This window comes from Bradyrhizobium sp., from assembly GCF_030697065.1.
Lineage (GTDB): Bacteria > Pseudomonadota > Alphaproteobacteria > Rhizobiales > Xanthobacteraceae > Bradyrhizobium.
This window is the reverse complement of record NZ_JAUYQU010000087.1, coordinates 38,790-61,280: the sequence shown is the minus strand read 5'-3', so window position 1 is coordinate 61,280 and position 22,491 is coordinate 38,790. Positions and strand designations below refer to the sequence as shown.

26 protein-coding genes are annotated in these 22,491 nt (G+C 66.2%); 10 read left to right on the top strand and 16 right to left on the bottom strand.

Annotated elements, in window-relative coordinates; genetic code table 11:
* Window positions 1-18 precede the first annotated feature (18 nt).
* A complete protein-coding gene (locus Q8R73_RS06115; protein ID WP_305718641.1) occupies window positions 19-924 on the top strand; it encodes a transglutaminase family protein in 906 nt (301 codons plus the stop codon).
* Here the strand turns inward: Q8R73_RS06115 and Q8R73_RS06110 are convergent.
* The 6 genes from Q8R73_RS06110 to aroQ all read right to left on the bottom strand — a co-directional run bounded on the left by Q8R73_RS06110 (window position 921) and on the right by aroQ (window position 5,470).
* The gene (locus Q8R73_RS06110; RefSeq protein WP_305718640.1) at window positions 921-1,454 is read right to left on the bottom strand and encodes a DUF2937 family protein; all 534 of its coding nucleotides are present in this window, start codon (window positions 1,452-1,454) and stop codon (window positions 921-923) included. The genes Q8R73_RS06115 and Q8R73_RS06110 overlap by 4 nt on opposite strands.
* Before the next feature lie 138 nt (window positions 1,455-1,592).
* Window positions 1,593-2,264 (bottom strand): DsbA family oxidoreductase, encoded by a 672-nt coding sequence (locus Q8R73_RS06105; protein ID WP_305718639.1) that lies wholly within the window; start codon window positions 2,262-2,264, stop codon window positions 1,593-1,595.
* Window positions 2,265-2,362: 98 nt separating this feature from the next.
* Window positions 2,363-3,106: a hypothetical protein gene (locus tag Q8R73_RS06100; protein ID WP_305718638.1), complete on the bottom strand. Its 744-nt coding sequence runs from the start codon at window positions 3,104-3,106 to the stop codon at window positions 2,363-2,365.
* Between the two features lie 99 nt (window positions 3,107-3,205).
* Window positions 3,206-3,631 carry an alternative ribosome rescue aminoacyl-tRNA hydrolase ArfB gene (gene arfB / locus Q8R73_RS06095; protein WP_305718637.1) on the bottom strand — a complete coding sequence of 142 codons (426 nt, stop codon included), beginning with the start codon at window positions 3,629-3,631 and terminating at the stop codon, window positions 3,206-3,208.
* A gap of 13 nt (window positions 3,632-3,644) precedes the next feature.
* On the bottom strand, window positions 3,645-5,018 hold the full coding sequence (gene yegQ / locus Q8R73_RS06090; RefSeq protein ID WP_305718636.1) for a tRNA 5-hydroxyuridine modification protein YegQ: 1,374 nt from the start codon (window positions 5,016-5,018) through the stop codon (window positions 3,645-3,647).
* Window positions 5,015-5,470, bottom strand: coding sequence for a type II 3-dehydroquinate dehydratase (aroQ, locus tag Q8R73_RS06085; protein ID WP_305718635.1), 456 nt, complete (start codon window positions 5,468-5,470; stop codon window positions 5,015-5,017). Before aroQ ends, yegQ begins: the two co-directional genes overlap by 4 nt.
* A gap of 97 nt (window positions 5,471-5,567) precedes the next feature.
* Here aroQ and Q8R73_RS06080 point away from each other — a divergent pair, with 97 nt between their 5' ends.
* A complete protein-coding gene (locus Q8R73_RS06080) occupies window positions 5,568-6,854 on the top strand; it encodes an amidase (protein ID WP_305718634.1) in 1,287 nt (428 codons plus the stop codon).
* Between the two features lie 5 nt (window positions 6,855-6,859).
* The gene (locus Q8R73_RS06075) at window positions 6,860-7,450 is read left to right on the top strand and encodes a nitroreductase (protein WP_305718633.1); all 591 of its coding nucleotides are present in this window, start codon (window positions 6,860-6,862) and stop codon (window positions 7,448-7,450) included.
* On the opposite strand, the gene Q8R73_RS06070 is transcribed toward Q8R73_RS06075, so the two are convergent.
* The 5 genes from Q8R73_RS06070 to Q8R73_RS06050 form a co-directional block, all read right to left on the bottom strand.
* Window positions 7,447-8,631, bottom strand: coding sequence for an MFS transporter (locus Q8R73_RS06070; protein ID WP_305718632.1), 1,185 nt, complete (start codon window positions 8,629-8,631; stop codon window positions 7,447-7,449). The two genes, Q8R73_RS06075 and Q8R73_RS06070, sit on opposite strands and share 4 nt — an antisense overlap.
* A gap of 8 nt (window positions 8,632-8,639) precedes the next feature.
* A complete protein-coding gene (locus tag Q8R73_RS06065) occupies window positions 8,640-8,831 on the bottom strand; it encodes a 4-oxalocrotonate tautomerase (protein ID WP_305718631.1) in 192 nt (63 codons plus the stop codon).
* A gap of 14 nt (window positions 8,832-8,845) precedes the next feature.
* Window positions 8,846-9,592, bottom strand: a complete 747-nt coding sequence (locus Q8R73_RS06060) for a class II aldolase/adducin family protein (protein WP_305718630.1) — start codon at window positions 9,590-9,592, stop codon at window positions 8,846-8,848.
* Between the two features lie 3 nt (window positions 9,593-9,595).
* Window positions 9,596-10,690 (bottom strand): chorismate synthase, encoded by a 1,095-nt coding sequence (gene aroC / locus Q8R73_RS06055; protein WP_305718629.1) that lies wholly within the window; start codon window positions 10,688-10,690, stop codon window positions 9,596-9,598.
* 62 nt (window positions 10,691-10,752) lie between these two features.
* Complete coding sequence (locus Q8R73_RS06050) at window positions 10,753-11,211, bottom strand: CBS domain-containing protein (RefSeq protein WP_305718628.1); 459 nt, start codon at window positions 11,209-11,211, stop codon at window positions 10,753-10,755.
* A 122-nt stretch (window positions 11,212-11,333) separates the two neighbouring features.
* On the opposite strand from Q8R73_RS06050, the gene Q8R73_RS06045 reads away from it, so the two are divergent.
* Both Q8R73_RS06045 and Q8R73_RS06040 read left to right on the top strand, forming a co-directional pair.
* Window positions 11,334-12,629 (top strand): O-acetylhomoserine aminocarboxypropyltransferase, encoded by a 1,296-nt coding sequence (locus tag Q8R73_RS06045; RefSeq protein WP_305718627.1) that lies wholly within the window; start codon window positions 11,334-11,336, stop codon window positions 12,627-12,629.
* Window positions 12,630-12,632: 3 nt separating this feature from the next.
* Entirely contained in the window at window positions 12,633-13,415 is a 783-nt protein-coding gene (locus tag Q8R73_RS06040) for an alpha/beta fold hydrolase (RefSeq protein ID WP_305718626.1), read from the top strand.
* Between the two features lie 9 nt (window positions 13,416-13,424).
* Here Q8R73_RS06040 and Q8R73_RS06035 read toward each other — a convergent pair whose 3' ends face one another.
* Window positions 13,425-14,636: an LLM class flavin-dependent oxidoreductase gene (locus tag Q8R73_RS06035; RefSeq protein WP_305718625.1), complete on the bottom strand. Its 1,212-nt coding sequence runs from the start codon at window positions 14,634-14,636 to the stop codon at window positions 13,425-13,427.
* A 197-nt stretch (window positions 14,637-14,833) separates the two neighbouring features.
* Between Q8R73_RS06035 and Q8R73_RS06030 the strand changes: the two genes are divergently transcribed.
* The 5 genes from Q8R73_RS06030 (at window position 14,834) to Q8R73_RS06010 (ending at window position 18,081) form a co-directional block, all read left to right on the top strand.
* Window positions 14,834-15,943, top strand: coding sequence for an ATP-dependent RecD-like DNA helicase (locus Q8R73_RS06030; protein ID WP_305718624.1), 1,110 nt, complete (start codon window positions 14,834-14,836; stop codon window positions 15,941-15,943).
* A 186-nt stretch (window positions 15,944-16,129) separates the two neighbouring features.
* The gene (msrA, locus tag Q8R73_RS06025) at window positions 16,130-16,846 is read left to right on the top strand and encodes a peptide-methionine (S)-S-oxide reductase MsrA (RefSeq protein WP_305718623.1); all 717 of its coding nucleotides are present in this window, start codon (window positions 16,130-16,132) and stop codon (window positions 16,844-16,846) included.
* A gap of 24 nt (window positions 16,847-16,870) precedes the next feature.
* Window positions 16,871-17,284, top strand: coding sequence for a peptide-methionine (R)-S-oxide reductase MsrB (gene msrB, locus Q8R73_RS06020; RefSeq protein WP_305718622.1), 414 nt, complete (start codon window positions 16,871-16,873; stop codon window positions 17,282-17,284).
* Between the two features lie 114 nt (window positions 17,285-17,398).
* A complete protein-coding gene (locus Q8R73_RS06015; protein ID WP_305718621.1) occupies window positions 17,399-17,563 on the top strand; it encodes a DUF3309 family protein in 165 nt (54 codons plus the stop codon).
* 221 nt (window positions 17,564-17,784) lie between these two features.
* Window positions 17,785-18,081 (top strand): hypothetical protein, encoded by a 297-nt coding sequence (locus Q8R73_RS06010; protein WP_305718620.1) that lies wholly within the window; start codon window positions 17,785-17,787, stop codon window positions 18,079-18,081.
* Between the two features lie 95 nt (window positions 18,082-18,176).
* Here the strand turns inward: Q8R73_RS06010 and Q8R73_RS06005 are convergent, their stop codons facing one another.
* The 4 genes from Q8R73_RS06005 to Q8R73_RS05990 all read right to left on the bottom strand — a co-directional run bounded on the left by Q8R73_RS06005 (window position 18,177) and on the right by Q8R73_RS05990 (window position 22,439).
* Complete coding sequence (locus tag Q8R73_RS06005; RefSeq protein ID WP_371126039.1) at window positions 18,177-18,704, bottom strand: DUF4112 domain-containing protein; 528 nt, start codon at window positions 18,702-18,704, stop codon at window positions 18,177-18,179.
* Window positions 18,705-18,758: 54 nt separating this feature from the next.
* Complete coding sequence (locus Q8R73_RS06000) at window positions 18,759-19,178, bottom strand: DUF5413 family protein (RefSeq protein ID WP_305718618.1); 420 nt, start codon at window positions 19,176-19,178, stop codon at window positions 18,759-18,761.
* A 275-nt stretch (window positions 19,179-19,453) separates the two neighbouring features.
* Entirely contained in the window at window positions 19,454-21,094 is a 1,641-nt protein-coding gene (locus tag Q8R73_RS05995; RefSeq protein WP_305718617.1) for a hypothetical protein, read from the bottom strand.
* Window positions 21,095-21,146: 52 nt separating this feature from the next.
* On the bottom strand, window positions 21,147-22,439 hold the full coding sequence (locus Q8R73_RS05990) for an adenylosuccinate synthase (protein ID WP_305718616.1): 1,293 nt from the start codon (window positions 22,437-22,439) through the stop codon (window positions 21,147-21,149).
* Between the last annotated feature and the right edge of the window lie 52 nt (window positions 22,440-22,491).

The following is a 22,491-nucleotide window of genomic DNA, read 5'->3' as shown; positions in this document are numbered from 1 at the left end:
GCGCCGGCAGGAAAGACCATGGATCTGCGCGTCACGCACGAGACCCACTACGACTACACGCCGGCCGTCGAGACCGCGCAGCACGTGGCCTACCTGCAGCCGCTGGACACCCCGTACCAGACCCTGCTGAGTCACCGCCTTGACGTGTCCCCCACGCCCGCCCAGACAACGCAGACCGACGACATCTACGGCAACCGGCGCGTCTTCTTCTCCTTGCAGACGCCGCACACCGAGTTGCGCGTGGTGGCTCGCAGCGAGGTACGCACGCGCGCGCCCGAAGCCGTCGACAGCCGCATCGGCTGGGAGACCTTGCGCGAACAGTTTCGCTACCATGCAGGCGCCGCGTGGAGCTCGGCCGCCGAGTTCAGTTTTGCCTCGGCACGCGCGCCGCGTCACGAAGCCTTCGCAGCCTATGCGCGCCCCAGCTTCGGTCCCGACGTGTCGGCCCTGGCCGGCGCACGCGACCTGATGCAACGCATCCATGCGGACTTCACGTACGAAACGGCCAGCACCGAGGTCAACACACCACCCCTCGAAGCCCTGGCCCAGCGCAAGGGCGTGTGCCAGGACTTCGCCCACATCATGCTGGGCTGCCTGCGCAGCCTGGGCCTGGCCGCGCGTTATGTCAGCGGTTATCTGCTGACCCAGCCCGCACCCGGCCAGCCGAGGCTGGTGGGCAGCGATGCTTCACACGCCTGGGTGTCGATCTTCCTGCCGGACCTGCCCGGAGCCGAGGAGGGCCAGGGCTGGTATGACCTGGACCCGACCAATGACCGCGACGGCTGGGGCACACCGGGCGAGGACTACGTGACGGTGGCCACGGGCCGCGACTACGCGGACATCTCGCCCATCCGCGGCGTCATCCACGGCGGCGGCCAGCACACCCTGACGGTGGCCGTGACGGTGGAGCCGGTCGACGGCTAGGCCGCACCGCGCCAGCGGTGGTTGATGTAGCGCGTGGCCACCGCCTGCAGGCGACGGCCCACGGCCATGGCGACTTCCAGCAGCAGCAGCATGAGCAGCGCCACCACGCCGCCGGCGATCAGGGCCTCCTGCGTCAAGGGCACGGTGGCGTTGTACTGGATCAGGGTCTGCTCACGCAGGTCCGGGTCGGCGCGGAAGGCCACATGCCACAGACGACCCGGCAGATGGGTCTGCAACGCTTTGGCCTCGCCCTCGAAGCGCAGCTTGCGCTGGTACATGCGCTCGATGGCGTCGCCCTCGGCCTTGAAGGCGGCCACATTGCTCTGGCGGTGCATGGCGATCAGCGCCTCGACGTTGCCCGCCGTGTGCTGGTTCGCGATGATCAGGAAGGGCTGGAAATTGAGGGTGACTTCACGCAGCGTCGCATCGACGCGCTTGGCGTACTGGTCGGCCAGATGGGGCAGTTGCATGCCCGCCAGCAGACAGATGCAGGCGATCACGATCATCACGTAACGCAGCAGGACCGACATGGCTTTCTCCTTGGGCGGGGGATGCATACCTCGCGACGCGCATGGCGCGCGTTGCGAATCCCACCGCAATTCCCGACCTTACCCCAAAGCCGCCGGGCTGTCGGTCTGCGGAAACAAAAGCTTGCAGTTTGCTGTCGCTCAGGCCGGGTCGGGAGCTGCAGCCTCGGCGGCGATGCGGCGCAGGGCCTGCTCGTAGGCCGCCGCGGGTTGGCCGCCCGAGATCAGGTAGCGGCCGTTCACGATGACAGCGGGCACGGAGCTGATGCCGGCCTGCTGCCACTGCAACTCGTTCTGGCGCACGACCAGGGCGTACTCGTCACCGCCCAGGATCTCGCGGGCGCGGGCCTCGTCCAGGCCCACCGTGCGGCAGGCACGCAGCAGCACCTCGGCATCGGACACATTCTCGGCACGGCCGTGGTAGGCGGCCAGCAGTTCCTTCTTGAGCGCGTACTGCCGGTCGGGGCCCAGTTCGCCGGCCCAGTGCAGGAGGCGGTGGGCGTCGAAGGTGTTCCAGATGCGGCCGCGCCCCTCGGGCTTGAAGCTGAACCCCACCTCGGCGCCACGCGCACGGATGGTCTCGCGAATCTGCGCCTGCTGCTCAGCGCTTGAGCCGTACTTCTGCGTCAGGTGCTCGGTCATGTCCTGGCCCTCGGGGCCCATGGCCGGGTTGAGCTCGAAGGGCTGGAAACTGATGTGGGCATCGACCTGGCCCAGCAGCTTGTCCAGCGCCTGTTCCAGGCCACCCAGGCCGACAGCACACCAGGGACAGGCAATGTCGGAAACGAAATCGATTTGGAGAGAGGTGGTCATGGAGATTTCAGGGGTGGACGTCTTGGAAGACAAGCTGAAATTGTGGCCCAGCCCGATAAACCGTGCGAAGGCGGGGCCTTGGCTCCGGCTCCTCGGTTTCAATTGTCGCGGCCACCGAAATTGAAACCGATCGGTAGTGCAGTGCAATCACAGGCAGGCGCAGGCCAATGCTTCTGCTCGAAATAACGGGCCACGCACTGGGAATACGCGCTCTGGGGTTGCACGGATACCGAGTTCATCCGTCCGTCCCGTGCCACGATGGCACTCAGCCTGAACTTGATCTTCAGATCGGCATCGCTGGGAGAACATTGCGTCGTCATCCGCTGCATTTCCTGAGCCAGCGCCGGAAACAACTTCTGACTCATGTAGTTGAGCTCATCCACCTTCAACTGCGAAGCTGGATCGTTCGGATTTGCCCGAAATACGTGCGAAGTCTCAGGACCACGCGTTGCCCAATACAGAGCGGTGGAAATCACGGCAGCAACCAGTGCAACCATCAGGCTCGTCACCAGAGGCAAACCCAGACTCAGCTTGAAGCCCAGCACATAGGCCAGCAGGAAAAGGCCCAGCACGAGCCAGAGGGAGAGCCCGCTGAAATGACGGAAGCCGGTCAGATCCGCGAACTTGAACAGAGCAAACCCTGCCAACACCACAAATAGGAAAGACAGACCCACGGCACGCACCGCATCCCCCAGCGAGGATGGCGCCCCGGACAGCTTGCGAGCCGTCAGTGTGACCATACCTACGACCAGCAGCAGGGAGCAAGCCACCCCCAGGGTGATCTTGAGAGGTGCGATGAACGCGATGAAGAGGAAGGCCGCGATGAACAGGAGTTGAACCATGAGCAGATTGAGGGAAGTTGACAGCAGCGGGGATTATTGGCGTGCAGCCCTGCATGCGCCATCCCCCAAAAGGGTCATATCGGCAAGGCCCAGCCGTTCTCAGTGCGAGTCCGATCCGTTGCGCACCCGCCCCCGTTGCGCCTTGGTCTCGGAACGCTGGCTCTTGCCTTCGAGCCGACGCTGACGTGAGCCATAGGTGGGCTTCGTGGCGCGGCGCGTCTTGGGTGCTTGGGCCACGCTGTTGACCAGCTCGTGCAGGCGGGAAAATGCGTCGAGCCGGTTCAGGTCCTGGCTGCGGTGCTGCTGGGCCTTGAGGACCAGCACACCCTCCTGGGTGATACGGCTGTCGCGGAGGGCCAGCAGGCGCTCCTTCACGTCCTCGGGCAAGGACGAGGCGGGGATGTCGAAGCGCAGGTGGATCGCGCTGGAGACCTTGTTGACGTTCTGCCCGCCCGCGCCCTGGGCGCGGATGGCGCTGATCTGCACCTCGGCCTCGTCGACCTGCAAGAGGGCGGGCTGGGACATGGCAGGCGCCGCCTCAGGCAGCGGCGGTCTCCGGCGCCTGGGCGGGCAGGTTCACGTAACGCGCCACGAAGGCGCCAACACTGCTGGCCGGCAGCGGCAGCCAGACGGTATGGCCGTCACCGGGAGCCACGTTCACGGGCTGACCTTCAGCGTTCTCCATGCGGCTGATGTCGTAGTCCGCATTGCCAGCGGGCTGGATCAGTTCGAGCCGGTCGCCCACAGAAAACTTGTTGCGCACACGCACCTGCGCCAGGCCACGCGCGGCATCAAAGGCCAGGACATCGCCCACGTACTGACTGCGGCCCGATTCGGAAAAGCCCTTCAGGTAGTTCTGCGTTTCCTGCGGCGTGTGGCGCTGGTAGAAGCCCGAGGTGTAGCCGCGGTTGGCCAGGCCTTCGAGCTGGCCCAGCAGGGCCGGGTCCAGGCCGCGGCCGGCGGCGGCGTCATCGATCGCCTGGCGGTAGCTCTGCACGGTGCGCGCCACGTAGTACGGGCTCTTGGTGCGGCCCTCGATCTTGAGCGAGTCGACGCCGATGGCCACCAGGCGCTGGATGTGCTCGATGGCGCGCAGGTCCTTGGAGTTCATCACATAGGTGCCGTGCTCGTCTTCCTCGATGGGCATGAACTCGCCGGGGCGCTTGCTTTCTTCGAGCAGGTAGGAAATCGATTCGCGCGCCTCGCTGGGCAACGTCTCGCCGGAGCCGCAGCTGTGGCCGGCAGCGCGTGGCGGCGCGAGCACGTCGCCGCTGGCGTCGACCTGCGCCGTGTGGGTCTTGTAGTCCCAGCGGCAGGCGTTGGTGCAGCTGCCCTGGTTGGCGTCGCGGTGGTTGAAGTAACCCGAGAGCAGGCAGCGGCCCGAGTAGGCGATGCACAGCGCGCCGTGCACGAAGACTTCGAGCTCGCTGTCCGGGCAATCCTGGCGGATCTGCTCGACCTGGTCCAGCGACAACTCGCGCGAAAGGATGATGCGCTTGACGCCCACCCGGTTCCAGAACTTCACGGCCGCCGAGTTGACGGTGTTGGCCTGCACCGAGAGGTGGATCTCCATCTCGGGCCAGGTCTCGCGCACCAGCATGATGAGGCCGGGGTCCGACATGATCATGGCGTCGGGCTTCAGCGCAATCACCGGCGCCATATTGCTCACATAGCTCTTGACCTTGTTGCCGTGCGGGAAGATGTTGGACACGAGGAAGAACTTGCGCCCGAGTTCGTGCGCGCGGTCGATGCCGGCTTTCAGCACCTCGATGTCGCCGAAGTCGTTGTTGCGCACGCGCAGCGAGTAACGCGGCTGACCGGCGTAGATGGCATCGGCCCCGAAGGCGAAGGCCGTCTCCAGCATGGCCAGCGAACCGGCCGGGGCCAGCAGCTCGGGCGCCTTGCGGCTCATTTCTTCTCCGTCAGCTGCACCAGGCCGGCGATGGCCAGGGCATAGCCATTGACGCCGAAGCCGGCCATCACGGCCTTGGCCACCGGAGAGATATGCGAGGTGTGGCGGAACGCTTCGCGCGCATGCACATTGCTGATGTGCAGCTCGATCAGCGTGACCCCCGCGCCCTTGATGGCGTCGTGCAGCGCGATGCTGGTGTGCGTGTAGGCGCCGGCGTTGAGGATGACCCCCAGCAGCTTGCCGGCGGCCTGTTGGCTGCCGGCCTCGTGGATCCAGTCGATCAGCTCGCCCTCGTGGTTGCTCTGGCGGAAATCCAGCTTGAGGCCGTTGGCGGCGCTGGCACGCTCGCACAGGTCCTGCACATCGGCCAGGGTCTGCGAGCCATACACGGCCGGCTCGCGCGTGCCGAGCAGGTTGAGGTTGGGGCCGTTGAGAACGAGGACGGTTTTCATGGACATCTTTTCCGGGCGTTGATTCGGAATTGTGCCACTGGGGAGGGTGTTCAGGGCTCGGCTAACATTCAGCGACAAGAATCACGAGGAAGACGGCATGACCACTCCCAAACTTCACGAACTCGGTGCCGCCCAGGCCGCCGTCCTGCTGGCGCGGCGCGAGCTCAAGGCCGAAGACCTGGTGCGCGCCTGCCTGGAGCGCGCCGCAGCGCGCAACGAGGACATCCACGCCTTCGTGCACATCGACGCCGTCTCGGCCCTGGCCCATGCGCGCGCGCTGGACGCCGGCGCCGTGCGCGGCCCGCTGCACGGCCTGCCCATTGGCGTAAAGGACCTGTTCGACACCGCCGACCTGCCCACCGGCTACGGATCGAGCCTTTACGCCCACCACCGCCCGGCGGCCGATGCCGCCAGCGTGGCCCTGTGCCGCGAAGCCGGCGCCGTGCTGCTGGGCAAGACCGTCACCACCGAGTTCGCCTACTTCACGCCCGGCCCTACGGTGAACCCGCACAACCCCCTGCACACCCCGGGTGGCTCGTCCAGCGGCTCGGCCGCCGCCGTGGCCGAGCACATGGTGCCGCTGGCCCTGGGCACGCAGACGGCCGGCTCCATCATCCGCCCGGCCGCCTACTGCGGCGTGGTGGGCTACAAGCCCAGCTTGGGCCGCGTGATGAGCGCGGGAGTGAAGAGCCTGTCGCCCACGATGGACGTGATCGGCGGCTTCGGACGCAGCGTGCGCGACGCCGCCCTGCTGGGTGCCGTGCTCACGGGCGACATGCGCTTGCTGGCGGGCCACGAACACGGCACGCTGCGCATCGGCCTGTTCCCCTCGCCGTCCTGGCCGCTGGCCGAACTGGACACCCAGCGCGCCTGGGAGATCGCCACCGCGGCCTTGTCACGCAACAGCGACAGCTGCCAGGACGTGGTGCTGCCCCAGGACTTTGCCGAACTGATCCAGTTACAGAAGGACCTGATGACTTTCGAGATGGCGCGCTCGCTCAGCCACGAGCGGCTGCGCCATCGCGAGGCCTTGAGCCCCCAGCTCGTGGCCCTGCTGGACGCCGGCATGGCCATCGACGGCGCCACGCATGAGGCCTATCTGCAGCGCACCGCCGACTGGCGCCTGCGCATCGACAGCCTGTTCGAACGCCATGATGTGCTGCTCACCCCCAGCACCACGGGTGTGGCGCCGGCCGGCCTGGCCGCCACCGGCGACCCCTTGTTCTGCCGCAGCTGGTCCCTGCTGGGCCTGCCCGCCGTGCACCTGCCCTTCGCCACCGGCGCCAAGGGCCTGCCCGTGGGCCTGCAGCTGGTCGGGCGCATGGGTGAAGACCACAAGCTGCTGGCTGCCGCGCAGCGCATCCACGAGCGCCTGCTGTACTGACCGGCATGAGCGATCGCATCACAACCGACATGCCCGTTTCCCTGGCCGCCCTGCTGGGCCGCCATTCGCTCGGCCCGCGCTGGATGGTGGCCCCCGGGCCCGACGCGCAAGAGCTTGCGCTGGCCGTGCAGGCCGCACTGCGCGCGCCGAACCATGGCCGGCTGCAGCCCTGGCGCCTGGTGACGATCGCTGAAGCCCAGCGCCCGGCCCTGGCCGCGCTGTTCGAGCAGTTCGCGCGCGACGCCGGCAAAAGCGAGGAAGAGGTGGCCACCGAACGCGAGCGCGCCTGGAACGGGCCGGTGCTGGTGGCCTGGGTGGCGCGCATCGACGCCAGCGTGGAAAAAGTGCCCCCGCACGAGCAGTGGATCTGCGTGGGTGCCGCCATGGGCAACTTCATGAACGCCCTGCACAGCCTGGGCTACGGCGCCAAGATCCTCAGCGGACGCAAATGCCAGCACCCGGCGCTGGTGCAGGCCTTCTGCGAAGAGGGCGAGCAGCTGGTGGGCTTCACCTGCATCGGCACGCCCACGCGCGGGCTGGAGCCGCGCGAGAAGGATGAAGCGGCTTCGCTGGTGTCGGCGTGGAAGCCTGGCTAACTGAGGGCGTGGTGCGGGCCATGTAAATGGCGCCAGACCCGCCACGCACAGAACGTGGCCAGCGCGGCGCACACCAACCCGGCCCAGAACACGCTGGCCAGGCCCAGATGGCTGGTCAGCACGCCCCCCGCCAGACCGCCGAGCACGCCGGGCACGCCATAGGCCAGCACGGTGTACAGCGCCTGGCCGCGCCCGCGCAGGCTGCCCGGGAAATGGTGTGAGAGCAGCGCGATGCAGGCCGCGTGGTGCGCAGCAAAGGTGAATGCATGCAGGCACTGCGCCAGCAGCAGCACCGGCCAGAGTTCGGCGCCGGCGGCGGTCATGCCCATGCGCAGCACGGTGAGCGCGGCGCAAAGCAGCAACCAGCCGGTCAGGCTGATCAGCGGCAGCCAGCGGCTTTGCGTGAAGAACCAGACGATCTCCACCACCACCGAGATGCCCCACATCATGCCGATCACGGTCTTGCTGTAACCCAGCGCATCGAGGTGCAGCGAGAAGTAGATGTAGACACCCATGTGCGCCAGCACATGGAAGAACGCCGAGGCGAAGAACCACTGCACCGCGCGCTGGCGCAGGATGGGCAGCAGCGGACGTTTCTGCTCATGCGGGTGCAGCTCTTCCTTGAGATCCGGCAGCCACCAGACACTCGCCACCACCAGGACCATGGACACGACGGTCCAGGCCGGAAAGTGGTCCATGCCAAAAGCCTCGAACCAGGCGCCGGCGGCAAACACCGTGATCAGGAAGCCCAGCGAGCCCCACAGGCGCACGCGGCCATAGCGCTTGGCATCGAAGGCGCCGCCGGCACTCACCAGATGGGCCATGGCGGCCTCGCTCATGGGCATCATGGCGCTGGTGTGCAGGAACATGAGGAAGAGCACCAGCGCCAGCCACCCCACGCCGGCCTCCACCCACAGGCCCAGCGAAACGAGGAGCGCCGTGGTGGCGGCGTAGCGCAGCAGCTTGACGCGTTCGCCGGTGTGGTCGCTCAGTGCGCCCCAGGCGTAGGGTCCGACCAGGCGGGTGACCGCGGGCACCGCCACCAGCAGGCTGATGACGAACAGGCTGTAACCCCGCTCCTTGAGCCAGAGCGGCAGGTAGGGGTTGAAGAAACCGATGTGCGCGAAATAGCTGGCCGACAGGGCCGCGAAGGGCACCAGATGCCGGCGGTTTTGGGGCACCGGGCGCCCTACTTCGTCTTCTCGCTCCAGAGCACGCCACCCGAGGCCCAGTCGGACTTCTTGATGTCGGTGAGGATCACGTCCACCGCCTCGGGCGAGGTGCCCAGGGTGCGGACGGCGGCTTCGGTGACGGCCTTGACGAATTCCTTCTTCTGCTCGGGCGTGCGGCCTTCGAACATTTCAACGCGGATGGTGGGCATGGATGAACTCCTCTTCAGTTGCGGTAGGTGGGATCGATCTTGTCGAGTTTGCGCAGCAGGGCCGGCCATTCAGCGTCGCCATCGCGTTCACTGCCGTCGCCGGTCCACTGGGCATAGGTCCTGGCGGCCACCGCCTCACTGGCGACCAGCACGCGGCCTCCAGTGGCGGCCATGGCCCGCAGCTGGGCGCGCGCGGCGCGCTCCAGGTGGTGCATGAGCATATAGGCCTCGGCCACCGTCTGCCCCACGGTCAGCGTACCGTGATTTTCCAGGATCAGGCCGTCGAGTTCGCCCAGGTTCTTCACCAGGCGTTGACCCTCCGGCTCACTCAGCGCCAGGCCCTCGTAGGCGTGGCGGCCCAGGCGATCAAACAGGCGCATGGCATGTTGCGTGGTGGGCAGCAAGCCGCCCGGCACCATGGCCAGGGCCAGGCCCCATTCGGTGTGCAGGTGCAGCACGCAACGCGCACTGGCGCGCGCCGCGTGGATGGCACCGTGGATGGCAAAGCCCGTGGGGTTCACAGCATAGGGCGAGTCGTCGAGCTTCTCGCCGCGTGTGTTGACCTTGACGAGGTTGGAGGCGCAGACCTCGTCGAACAGCAGGCCGTACGGGTTGATCAGGTAGGCGCCCTCCTCGCCCGGCACGGCCGCGGAGATGTGGGTGTAGATGGTGTCGTCCCAGCCGTTGAGCGCAGCCAGGCGGTAGGCCGCGGCCAGATCGATGCGCGTGGCGCGTTCGGCCTCGGTCATCGGCGCGGACATGGCTTAAACAGAACCGGGGATGGGTGCGATGGGCAGCTGAACATCACCGCACTGCGCGCGGTGCCGCAGCGCGTGGTCCATCACCACCAGGGCCAGCATGGCCTCGGCGATCGGCGTGGCACGGATGCCCACGCAGGGATCGTGGCGGCCCTTGGTGATGACCTCGGTGCTGTGGCCTGCCGTGTCGATGGACTCACGCGGCAGCAGGATGGAGCTGGTGGGTTTGATGGCGATCGACACGTCCAGGTCCTGCCCGGTGCTGATGCCGCCCAGCACGCCGCCGGCCTTGTTGCCCTTGAAGCCATCCGGCGTGAGGGCGTCGCCATGCGTGCTGCCCTTGTCCGCCACGCTGGCAAAACCGTAGCCGATCTCCACGCCCTTGACGGCGTTGATGCCCATCATGGCGTAGGCGATGTCGGCGTCGAGCTTGTCGAACAGCGGCTCGCCCAGGCCCACGGGCATGTTGGTCGCGGTGACACGCAGGCGCGCACCGCAGGAGTCACCGGACTTGCGCAGCGCCTCCATATAGCTCTCCAGCGCGGACACGTCGGCCACCGGGGCAAAGAATGGGTTGTGGGGCACGTGGTCCCAGGACTCGAAGGGAATGGCGACCTCGCCGATCTGTGTCATGCAGCCGCGGAACTCGGTGCCGAATTTTTCCTTGAGCCACTTCTTGGCCACGGCACCGGCCGCCACCATGGGCGCCGTCAGGCGGGCCGAGGAACGGCCGCCGCCACGCGGATCGCGGATGCCGTACTTGCGCCAGTAGCTGTAGTCGGCATGGCCGGGGCGGAAGGTCTGCAGGATCTGCCCGTAGTCCTTGCTGCGCTGGTCGGTGTTCTTGATCAGCAGGCAGATCGGCGTGCCCGTGGTCTGGCCCTCGTAGACGCCGGAGATGATCTCCACCGCATCGGGCTCGTTGCGCTGGGTGACGAACTTGGAGGTACCGGGGCGACGGCGGTCCAGGTCAGGCTGGATGTCGGCCTCGCTGAGCGACATGCCGGGCGGGCAGCCGTCGATCACGCAGCCGATGGCCGGGCCGTGGGATTCACCGAAGTTGGTGACCGTGAAGAGATGTCCGAAGGTGTTGCCGCTCATGGGGAGTGATTATCCCAGAGCGGCCGGGGACAGCGGAAGCAAGAAACCTGATTCGCAAGTTCTCAGAACTTGGAATCCGGTACATCGTCTTCCGGCCAGTCGCGGATGTAGGCCTTGAGCATCTTGTTCTCGAAGTTCTGGCTGTCCACCACGGCCTTGGCCACATCGTAGAAGCTGATCACGCCCATCAGCGTCTTGGCATCCATGACGGGCATGTAGCGGGCGTGGCGCTCCAGCATCATGCGGCGCACCTCGTCGAGCTCGGTCTCCACGTCGCAGATCAGGGGCGCGCTGTCCATGGCGGCACGCACCAGCGTCGTGCCCACGCTGCCCTTGTTCTTCACCACCTGCTGGATGACCTCGCGGAAGGTCAGCATGCCCACCAGATTGCCGTTCTCCATGACCACCAGGGAGCCGATGTCCTTCTCGGACATCGCATCCAGGGCCTTGGCCAGCGTTTCCTCAGGGGTCACGGTGTACAGGGTACTGCCCTTGACGCGCAGAATGTCGCTGACTTTCATGGTGTGCTCCTCGCGATGTTGTTATGAATTGAATATAGCCCACAATAAGACGTAACCGTGCGTCGGGTCAAGAGGGCATGCGACAAGCCTCGGCCCGACCGCGGGTAACTACGGAGACACCCATGCCCGGCTATTCCGACCCTGGCTTCGACACCCTGGCACTGCACGCCGGTGCCGCGCCCGACCCGACCACGGGCGCACGCGCGGTGCCCATCCACCTCACCACCTCCTTCGTCTTCGAGTCGAGCGACCACGCCGCCGCGCTGTTCAACCTGGAGCGCGCCGGCCATGTCTACAGCCGCATCAGCAACCCGACCAACGCCGTCTTCGAGCAGCGCATGGCCGCCCTGGAAGGCGGCATCGGCGCCATTGCCGTGGCCAGCGGCCAGGCGGCCCTGCACCTGAGCGTGGCCACCCTGATGGGCGCGGGCTCGCACATCGTGGCCAGCACCGCGCTGTACGGGGGCTCGCAGAACCTGCTGCACTACACCCTGCGCCGCTTCGGCATCGACACCACCTTCGTCAAGCCCGGCGACCTGGACGGCTGGCGCGCCGCCGTGCGGCCCAACACCAAACTCTTCTTTGGCGAGACCGTGGGCAACCCGGGCCTGGACGTGCTGGACATCCCCGCCGTCAGCTCAATCGCCCACGAGGCCGGCGTGCCCCTGCTGGTGGACTCCACCCTGACCTCGCCCTGGCTGATCAAGCCCTTCGAGCACGGGGCCGACCTGGTCTACCACTCGGCCACCAAGTTCCTCAGCGGCCACGGCACGGTGATCGGCGGCGTGGTGGTGGACGGCGGCAGCTTCGACTGGGAAGCCTCGGGGAAATTCCCCGAGCTGAGCCAGGCCTACGACGGCTTCCACAACATGGTCTTCACCGAGGAGTCCACCATCGGCGCCTTCCTGCTGCGCGCGCGCCGCGAGGGCCTGCGCGACTTCGGCGCCTGCCTGTCGCCGACCAATGCGTTTCAACTGCTGCAGGGCGTCGAGACGCTCGGCGTCCGCATGGACCGCCACATCGCCAATACCCATGCGGTGCTGGAGGCCCTCACCGCCAACAAGGCGGTCGAATGGGTGCTGCACCCGTCGCTGCCGAACCATCCGGACCATGAACTTGCGAAAACGCTGCTGCCGCGCGGCGCGGGCTCGATCGTCAGTTTCGGCATCAGGGGCGGCCGGCCCGCCGGCAGGAAGTTCATCGAAGCGCTCCGCATGATCAGCCATCTCGCCAATGTCGGCGACGCCAAGACGCTGGTCATTCACCCCGCCAGCACCACCCATCAGCAGATGGATGCCGCCCAGCTCAAGGCCGCAGGCGTCGGCGAGGAACTGGTGCGGCTGTCGGTCGGCATCGAATCCGCCACCGACATCGTCGACGATCTCGGCCAGGCGCTCCGCATCTCGCAGAAGGCCTGAGCCATGCAACTCACCGTCAACGGCACCGATACCTTCGTCGCCACCGGCGGGCGGGAATACGACAAATCCCTGCCCACCATCGTGCTGCTGCACGGCGCCGGCTTCGATCACACCACATGGGCGCTGCATTCGAGGTGGTTCGCGCATCACGGGTTTGGCGTGCTGGCGCCGGATCTGCCGGCACACGGCCGCTCCGGCGGCGCGCCGCTGGCAACCATCGCCGACATGGCCGACTGGACCGCGGCCTTGCTCGATGCGGCCGGTGCTGCGACGGCACGGCTGGTCGGTCACTCCATGGGATCGCTGATCGCGCTGGAGACCGCCGCGCGGCACCCGGCCAGGGTGACCGCGCTGAGCCTGATCGGCACCGCGGCGACCATGACGGTCGGCCCCGATCTGCTGAGGGCCGCCGAAGCCAACGACCATGACGCCATCGACATGGTCTCGATCTGGGGCCTTGGCTACCAGGCCGAACTCGGCGGCAGCCTCGCGCCCGGCCTGTGGATGCATTGCGGCGCGCAGCGGGTGCTGGAGCAGTGCCGGCCCGGCGTGCTGTTCAACGACCTCTCGGCCTGCAACGCCTATCAGGGCGCGCTGGCCGCCGCCGCGCAGATCAAGGTTCCGGCCACGCTCATTCTCGGCGAGCGCGACATGATGACACCGGCCCGGGCCGGCAAGGCGCTGGCCGCCGCACTGCCGAACTCGCGCACGGTAGTACTGTCAGGCGCCGGCCACATGATGATGGTCGAGCGGCCGGACGAGTTGCTGGCGGCGCTGCGGAGCTAAGCGAACTCGCTAACTCGCCGCCGCGTTTGCCTTTGCCGGCGCGACAGTCACCGCCAGCTTGCCGTAGCGATCCGTGAACGCCTCGGTATCGATTTCCTCGAGCTTGATGGCGCCGCTCATCACGCCGGCCTTCCAGGCGTCATGTTCCGGGTCCTCGCGGAACTCCGGCATGACTTCCTTCGCGAACAGTTCGAGCGAATCGCAGATGTGCTCGTGGCTGTTCTTGCCGGCCTGGTTGAGCAGGATCACCTGGTCGATATGAGAGCTTCTGAAACGCCGCAGTTTCCTGCGAATGGTTTCGGGCGAACCGATCAGGCCGCCGCGCAAGGCGGCCTCCTGGGCTTCCGGATTTTCGCGCTTCCACTTGTTGTATTCGTCCCACATGTTGACGGTGCCGGGATCGGGACGCTGCCGGTTCTGCGAGGCGCCGTAGAAGCGCAGCGCGAACTGGAAGAAGGTTGCGCCATCCGCCCGCGCGCGGGCCTCCTCGTCGGTCTTCGCGCACATGAAGAACGACACCAGCGCCATGTTCGGATTGATCTCGTAGTCCGCCAGCTTCTTCAGCCGTTTTGTAATGGCGTTGTAATAGGCGTGCACCCAGGCATGGGCGGCATCTGCGCTGACGAACTGGAAGCCGAGCGCGCCAAAACCGTGCCGGCCGGCACGCTCGATGGTCGGCAGTTGCGAGCACGCCATCCACAATGGCGGGTGCGGCTTCTGCACGGGTTTGGGCACCACGTTGCGCAGCGGAATGTCGAAATACTTGCCGTGATGCTCGCTGCCGCCCTCCCCGAACATCGGGAAGATGGCGGCGACCGCCTCCTCGAACACTTCCTTCTTCGTCTCCATGTCGCGGCCGAACGGCGTGAGTTCCGTGATCGAGGCGCTTTCGCCCATGCCGAATTCGCAGCGGCCGTTGCTCAAGAGATCGAGCACCGCGACCCGTTCGGCGACGCGCGCCGGATGATTGGTGGTGAGCTGGAAGATGCCGTGGCCGAGCCGGATGTTACTGGTGCGCTGGCTGGCCGCGGCGAGAAAGGACTCCGGCGACGGCGAATGCGAATATTCCTCGAGGAAATGATGTTCCACCACCCAGGCATGATCGTAGCCGAGCCGGTCGGCGGTCTCCAGCTGCGTCAACGCGTCCTGGTAGAGCTTCAGTTCGCTCCCGGCCTCCCAAGGGCGCGGCAGTTGCAGCTCATAGAAGATGCCGAATTTCATGATTTCGCTCCCGCGCGGCTCGTTGTTTTTCAAACAGTGTATTCCCGTGAAAGCGTGAGTCCAGCCTGCTTCAGTGTCCGGCCTCCCCGCAATTCCGCGCGGCGGAAGTCGCCTTGCAAGAGCAGCGCGAATGGTTAGCTTTGACAGGTGAGTCGCGGTCGCACTCGCTGCCCGTCTCTCCCCTTTATCGAGATCCCATGCCGACCTTTACGCCGCATCAGGACGCCGCGCTGAAAGCCGTTGCCGACTGGCTCAAGGCCAAACCGGGCAGGAACGGCACGCCGCCGGTGTTCCGGCTGTTCGGCTATGCCGGTACCGGCAAGACCACGCTGGCGCGGCACATCGCCGAGGGCGTCGAGGGCGGGGTGAAATTCGCGGCCTTCACCGGCAAGGCCGCCCTGGTGATGCGCAACAAGGGCTGCGACAACGCCTCCACCATCCACTCCTTGATCTACCGCGCGCGCGAATCCGGCGTCGAGCAGCCGAGTTTTGAGCTGTGGGACGACGCGCCGGCCTCGAAAGCCAAGCTGATCGTGATCGACGAATGCTCGATGGTGGACGCCGAACTCGGGCGCGACCTGATGTCGTTCGAATGTCCGCTGCTGGTGCTCGGCGACCCCGCGCAGTTGCCGCCGATCCAGGGCGGCGGCTTCTTCACTGACAGCGAACCCGACGTGATGCTGACCGAGGTGCATCGCCAGGCCCAGGACGACCCGATCATCCGGATGTCGATGGACGTGCGCGAGGGCCGCGACCTCGATATCGGCCGCTACGGCGAGAGCCAGGTGGTGTCGCGCAACGAACTCGATCCCGAAAGGGTGATGCAGGCCGACCAGGTGCTGGTCGGCCGCAACAATACCCGGCGTGCCTACAACATGCGGGTGCGGCAGAAGCAGAACATCGAGGATCCCCTTCCCGTTGCCGGCGACAAGCTGGTGTGCCTGCGCAACAACCGCAAGAAGGGCCTCTTCAATGGCGGGCTGTGGCGGGTGAAGTCGCGTGCAGCGTCGAAATCCCAGATCATCACCATGCGATTGTCGCCGGATGAAGACTTCGGGCACAAGGTGACGAAGGTGTCGGTGCGCGGCGACTGCTTCGGCGGCGCCATCGACACCATCCCGTGGGAACAGCGCAAACCCTATGACGAGTTCGACTACGGCTACGTGCTGACGGTGCACAAGTCGCAGGGGTCGCAATGGGACGACGTGGTGCTGTTCGACGAAAGTTTTGCCTTCCAGGAAAGCCGCGCCCGCTGGCTCTACACCGGCATTACGCGCGCCGCCAAGCGGCTGAGCGTGGTGATCTGAGCCGGCGCATCCCCTCCTCCCGCGAAGCGGTGGGGAAGGGAGAAGGTTCACGAACTCGTGTGCATTCGGCCGTAACAACCCCCGTCCCGCCGCGTATCTTGGGGACATCGGGCAGGCCGCCGGCGTTGCGAACCGTGGCAGCCTCATTAAACTGCTCACCCATCCGCTGACCCCTGAGGAAACCCCATGTCCCGCAGCTTCACCCGCCTTTCGCTTGGAGCCGCCGCGCTCAGCGCGCTGGCGATCTCAGCCCTGGCCCTCGCGCCCGCGCGCGCGGCCGAAGACGCCGTGATCATTCCCGCCCCCGCGGTCGACGCCAAAGCCACCGACGGAGTCCAGACCGCCATCCTCGCCGGGGGCTGCTTCTGGGGCGTGCAGGGCGTGTTCCAGCATACCGCGGGCGTGCTGAACGCGGTATCCGGCTATGCCGGCGGCAGCAAGGCGACCGCGAACTACACCATGATCACGACCGGCGCCACCGGCCATGCCGAGACGGTCGAGATCAAATACGACCCGAAGAAGATCAGCTACGGCAAGCTGCTGCAGATTTTCTTTTCCGTCGTGCACGACCCGACGCAGTTGAACCGCCAGGGCCCCGATGTCGGCACCCATTATCGCTCGGAGATATTCACCAATTCCGACGAGCAGAAGAAGGTGGCGGAGGCCTATATCGCCCAGCTCAACGCCGCCAAAGTCTACAGAAAGCCGATCGTGACCAAGGTCGGGCCGCTGGAGGCGTTTTATCCGGCCGAGGCCTATCACCAGGATTACCTGACGCTGCACCCGAACCAGCCTTATATCCGCATGCACGACCTTCCGAAGGTCGAGAACCTGAAGAAGATCTTCGCGGAGCACTATACGGCGAAGCCGACGCTGGTGAGCCAGGCGAAGGCCACCAACTGAAGGCGCAATTCACGAGGAGGATGAATGTCTGACACCAGGACGACGGACGGCAGGCTCGAGAAGAGCGACGCCGAGTGGCGCAAGGAACTGACGCCGATGCAGTATGCGGTGTTGCGCGAGAAGGCCACCGAGCGGCCGTTCTCCGGGGAATACGAGCATGAGCATCGCGCCGGCACCTATATCTGCGCCGGCTGCGGCCAGACGCTGTTCGAATCCGACGCCAAGTTCGATTCCGGCTGCGGCTGGCCGAGCTTTACCCAGCCGGCGCTGGAGAGCCATGTCGACGAGGAACGCGACATCAGCCACGGCATGGTCCGGACCGAAGTACTGTGCTCGAAATGCAATGGCCATCTCGGCCACGTGTTCGAGGACGGCCCCGGCCCGACCGGCCTGCGCTACTGCATCAATTCGGCGGCCCTGAAGCTGCAGCCGAAATAGCTGGGACGAGGAGCCGGTCGTTCCCGCGATGGAACCCTGGCCCGGGATATGCTTGGCTACCGGAGGCGTAGCGGCGGATTTCCGTTCGCCGGCCGCCTCTCGGGGGAGAGTGCCATGTCGCTCGGAACGATACTCGTCATCATCCTGATTATTTTCCTGTTGGGCGGCTTCAGCGGCCGGTTCGGCGGCTATGGATACGGCTTTGGCCACTCCGGCATGGGTCTCGGCGCCGTCATTCTGGTCGTGCTGCTCATCCTGCTGCTGCTCGGCAAGCTTTGACCCGCGCAAGCCATTGAAATATCATAACTAAATACGAAAGCGGTACCAGGATGCGCGGATTCATCATCCGGCCTGTCAGGAGTCGCATTTCTGGCAAACGAGCTTATATTAAAGACTGTCCTGAAATGACGTGTGCCGACGGCGCCCTTGAGCCCCGCCCGCACGACACGTTCGCGGTTTCCGAATCGCGTCCTCACGAAAAAGATTAGAGGTCACTGACCATGGCTGCCTTCAGTTACAATACTGCCGCCGAACTGTTTCCTGCCGCGATCCGCAAGAAGAAGCGGGCGGGCTTCGCCTACCGGCGGTTTGGCACCGCGGCCGAAGCGGTTCGCTTCGCGATCGAGGAATTGCCGGCGGATTCGCTGAACGGCGCGTATCTCCAGGTCGACGAGGCCCGCTTCGACCAGAGCGGCATTCGCACGCTGTATGAAAGCCAGGACTTTCCGCTCGAGCGTCGCCCGCGTGCCCCCGAACCCGAGCCCGCCGGTAACGACGCCAACGCGGACGCCGCGTAAGAATCTCTTCCGGTAGGCTTTTTACCTGGGCGCATGCTTACTTCACCTCTCCCGTCGGGAGAGGTGAATGAATCCAAGTCGACATCGTCCAATGTTCAGCGCGGCTGCTTTTCCAGCCAGCGTTGCAGCATCCGCACGTTGCGAACGTTGGCGCGGAACATGACGTCGAAGGCGTCGCCTGCGATCGGCACCAGACCGACCACGCCGTCGAGCGCGACATTGCCCAGCATCCGGGTCGTCAGATACCAGGGCGCGCCCAGCGCGCGCGCTTCGCGCACCACCCACAGCGAAATCGCCGTGGTGATGATATCGCCGAACACCGGGACCAATCCGATCAGGCCGTCGATGCCATAACGGATGTTGGTGCCTGGCACGACGAACGCGACATCGAGCAGCTTCGACAGGGCTTCGAGCCGCGCCAGCCGCTGCTCGCGGGTGAGATTTCCGAACGGATTGCTCGACGTTCCGAACTCGAACTTGACGCCGCCGACCTGCGGACCCAGCCTCTCAGGAGGGACCTCGCGGCCGTCCTGATCGATGATGGGGCCAAGCGCCTCGGCCCCGCGAAACCCGGTCTTCCGGCCGCGCGCGGAGTTGGGAGAGATGATTTCTTCGTTCGACATGGTCATCACATGGTAACGCGCGAAACGGCCGCAAGTTGCGTCACGCCGTCGCGGCTATGCGGTCGCTACCGGCCGCGGCTCGGCGTATTTGTGCGCCAGCCATGACGCCACGGTCGCGGGGACGAAGCCCGGCAGGCCATACAGAATGAACTGGAGCGCGCCGGGGTCCGTTCTCTGGCCCCCGTAGATCAACAGCGCCGTGGCAAAGGCGATCACCCCGACGATCAGCACCCGCGCCACCCAGTTGATCCGCTGGACGTGAAACAGGATGTCGTCCACCGCCGCCATCATCAGTGCCGGCACGATGCCGAACAGATAGGCGAACTGCAGCGTCTTGCCGAACACCACGAACAGTTTTGCCACCTCCGCGGCGCTGATCTGGGTCCAGTAGCCGGAGGCATAGGTGGTGGCGAACAGCAGCAGGAAGCCGCCGAGAAAGGGGCCGACAGCGGCGAAGATCAGATAGCGCTTCATGGGTTGCTCTCGAGATTTCTTCGTAACATAGCGGAATTTGCCGAAGCGCAACCCGCGAATGCGGGCGATCCAGTATTCCAGAGACAGTAGGTAAAATCGACAGGCCGCGGCGTACTTTATCCTCCGCTTTCGCGGAGGATGACGGGTTGTGGTGTTGCGGCCACCTGACTCCCGGTCCGGAGTGAGCCTTGCAAAATCCGGGGCCACTCGCGCGCAGCGTTCCCGGATTGCGCCCACCGGCCCCATCCGATCTCTACGGGATCGAACGTAGCCCCTTACTCGCCCCACGCCATGAAGGCCTCGTTGAAGGCGCGTTCGCCCGGTGCGCCCTTTTCGATGGCGATGATGGCGCGGCGCTGGTTGACATAGACCAGCGGCACGTCGAACCAGGAGCGCTCCTTCAACAGCTGGATGTTGCGCGTTCGCTCGGACTCGATGTTGGAGAGGCCGACCAGGAACAGCGCCTTCGGGCCGTCGGTGACCTTCACCGCATAGCCCGCCAGCGGCGTGCCGCGGGCCTGCTCGTTGGACTTCATCAGCACGCCCGGCACGTTGCCGATGCCGCCCCCGGCAAAATCCTGCGGCAGGATGAAGGTCAGTTCCGCGGTGTGGCTGGCCGGCAGCGACGTGTCGGTGTTGCGCAGGAACGACATCGTCATCTTGAACTGGCGGTCGGGGATCTCGATCTCGGCGCGCACGGCAATATCGGCCTTCTGGGCGCCGGACGCCTTGACCTGTTCGGTGCGCCAGATCACCGAGCCGACATATTGCTTGCCCTTGGGATCGGAAGGATCCTCGTCATACAGCACCACGCGCTGCGCCACCGGGGCGACCTGGTCGGTCGACGACGGCTGACCGACGCGATCGGGAATCTTCGGCTTCGACAGCGGCGTCGACGGATCCTTCGGCGCGTCCGCCACCGGCTGCGACTTGAACAGCCCGCTGACCGTCGTCACCAGTGACTTGCCCCACAGGATGCCGGCGCCGACCAGGATCAGCACGACGCCGACCGCGATCGCGCTCTTGAACGGGAACACGGTGCCGGACCGGATCCGCTTCTTCGCCTCGCTCTCGCGGTCCTGGGTCAGGCGCGAACGCTGCGGGCGCTGCGGCGGTTGTTGCGGCTGCGTCGAGGGCGCGTAGCGCTCCGCCTCCTCGACGGATTCGTCGTAGGAATAGGGCGCGTCGGGATCGGCGCCGCGGTTCTCCATGCTCGGCTCGAGCCGGTCGAATTCCGGCGAGGGCGACGGCACGTTGGCGTAGGTCTTTCGCGCCGAGCGGTTGGCCTGCGCCGCCGCGCGGCCGAGATCGTCGGCGTCGGCGGCGATGTCGCGGAAGCCGCGCATGCCCGGCGCCTGCGGCGCGTTGTTGTCGGGGCCGCGGCGCGGCGCGCCGGTGCGTTCGCGGGTCGGCGGCAGCTGCGGATCCTGCATCGGGACCTGCGGTTGCAGCGGACGCGGCGGCGGCGGAGCAGCGTCGGGGCGTGGGGCGCGCGGGCGATCGTCCTGGCCGAGCGGCGGACGTTCGTTGCGCGCGGGCGGCGACAACGGCGGACGGGGACGCGGCGGCACCGGCGGGGAAGCCGGTGGCTGCGGCTGCGCGACAACCGGCGGCGCCGGCTCACCCGGCCGCGCCGGTGGCTTGGTGGTGGCGCGAAATGAATCGCCGGCGCGAGCGCCGCCGCGCGAGGCGTCCCGGGCGCGCTGGGCGGCTTCGGATTCGACCTTGCGAACGGCCTCTTCCAACGACAGCCGCTCGCGGGTGATTTCGGATTCGCTGAGCGGCGGCTGCACGCTGCGCAGTTGCGCGATCAGCGCGGCGCGGGCCCGTTCGTACAGGGCGCGGCGGCTCTCGCCGGGGGCACTGGGGTCCAGGCCGGCAATGGCGCGGGCGATCAGCGGGTAGTAATCAGCCATATCGTCTCAATATTGCAGGCCTTCACATTGCCGGCCTTCCGGTAACATCTCGTTAAGCCTCAAACGGGTTCTGCACCAGAATAGTATCCTCGCGTTCGGGGCTGGTGGAAAGTAAGGCGATGGGACAACCCACCAGTTCCTCGACCCGGCGGACATATTTGATGGCCTGGGCCGGCAAATCCGCCCAGGAGCGGGCATTGGCGGTCGGTTCCTTCCAGCCCTCGATGGTCTCGTAGACCGGCTTGATCCGGGCCTGCGCGCCTTCGCCTGCCGGCAAATGGTCGATTTCCTTGCCGTCCAGCGTATAGCCGGTGCAGACCTCGATCGAATCGAAGCCGTCGAGAATGTCGAGCTTGGTCAGCGCCAGCCCGTGAATGCCGCAGGTCCGCACGGTCTGGCGCACCAGCACCGCGTCGAACCAGCCGCAGCGCCGCGGCCGGCCGGTATTGGTGCCGAACTCGCGGCCACGCTCGCCGATCTTGCGGCCGATCTCGTTGTCCTGCTCGGTCGGGAACGGGCCCTGGCCCACCCGGGTCGTATAGGCCTTGCAGATCCCGAGGACATAGCCGACCGCCGACGGCCCCATGCCGGTACCGGTCGCCGCCTGAGCCGCCACGGTGTTGGACGAGGTGACATAGGGATAGGTGCCGTGGTCGACGTCCAGCAAGGCGCCTTGCGCGCCCTCGAACAGGATGCGCTTGCCCTCCCGGCGCTTGAGGTCGAGCAACCGCCATACCGTCTCGGCGTAGGGCAAGAGCTGCGGCGCCAGCGCGCTCAATTCCTTCAGGATGCCGGCGCCGTCGATTTCCTCCAGCTTGAGGCCGCGGCGCAGCGCGTTGTGGTGCGTCAGCAGGCGGTCGATCTTGTGCGGCAGGGTGTCGAGATCGGCGAGATCCATCAGCCGGATGGCGCGGCGGCCAACCTTGTCTTCATAGGCCGGGCCGATACCGCGCCGCGTCGTGCCGATCGCAGTCAGGGCGCTGGCCGACTCCCGGAGCGCATCGAGTTCGCGATGCAGGGGCAGGATCAGCGTAACGTTCTCCGCGACGCGCAGATTCTCCGGACTGATGGCGACCCCCTGGCCTGTCAGCCGGGTTACCTCGTCGAGAAAGGCCTGCGGGTCGAACACGACGCCGTTGCCGATCACCGCCAGCTTCGAGGGCCGCAACACGCCGGAGGGCAACAGCGCCAGCTTGTAGGTGACGCCGTTGATGACGAGCGTATGGCCGGCATTGTGTCCGCCCTGGAAGCGCACGACGATGTCGGCCTGCTCCGACAACCAGTCGACGATCTTGCCCTTCCCTTCGTCGCCCCATTGGGCGCCGACGACGACGACATTGGCCATTTCGAAAGACTTCCCTCTGCAACTGTTTCGGTCCGAGAATGATCGGTTCGGA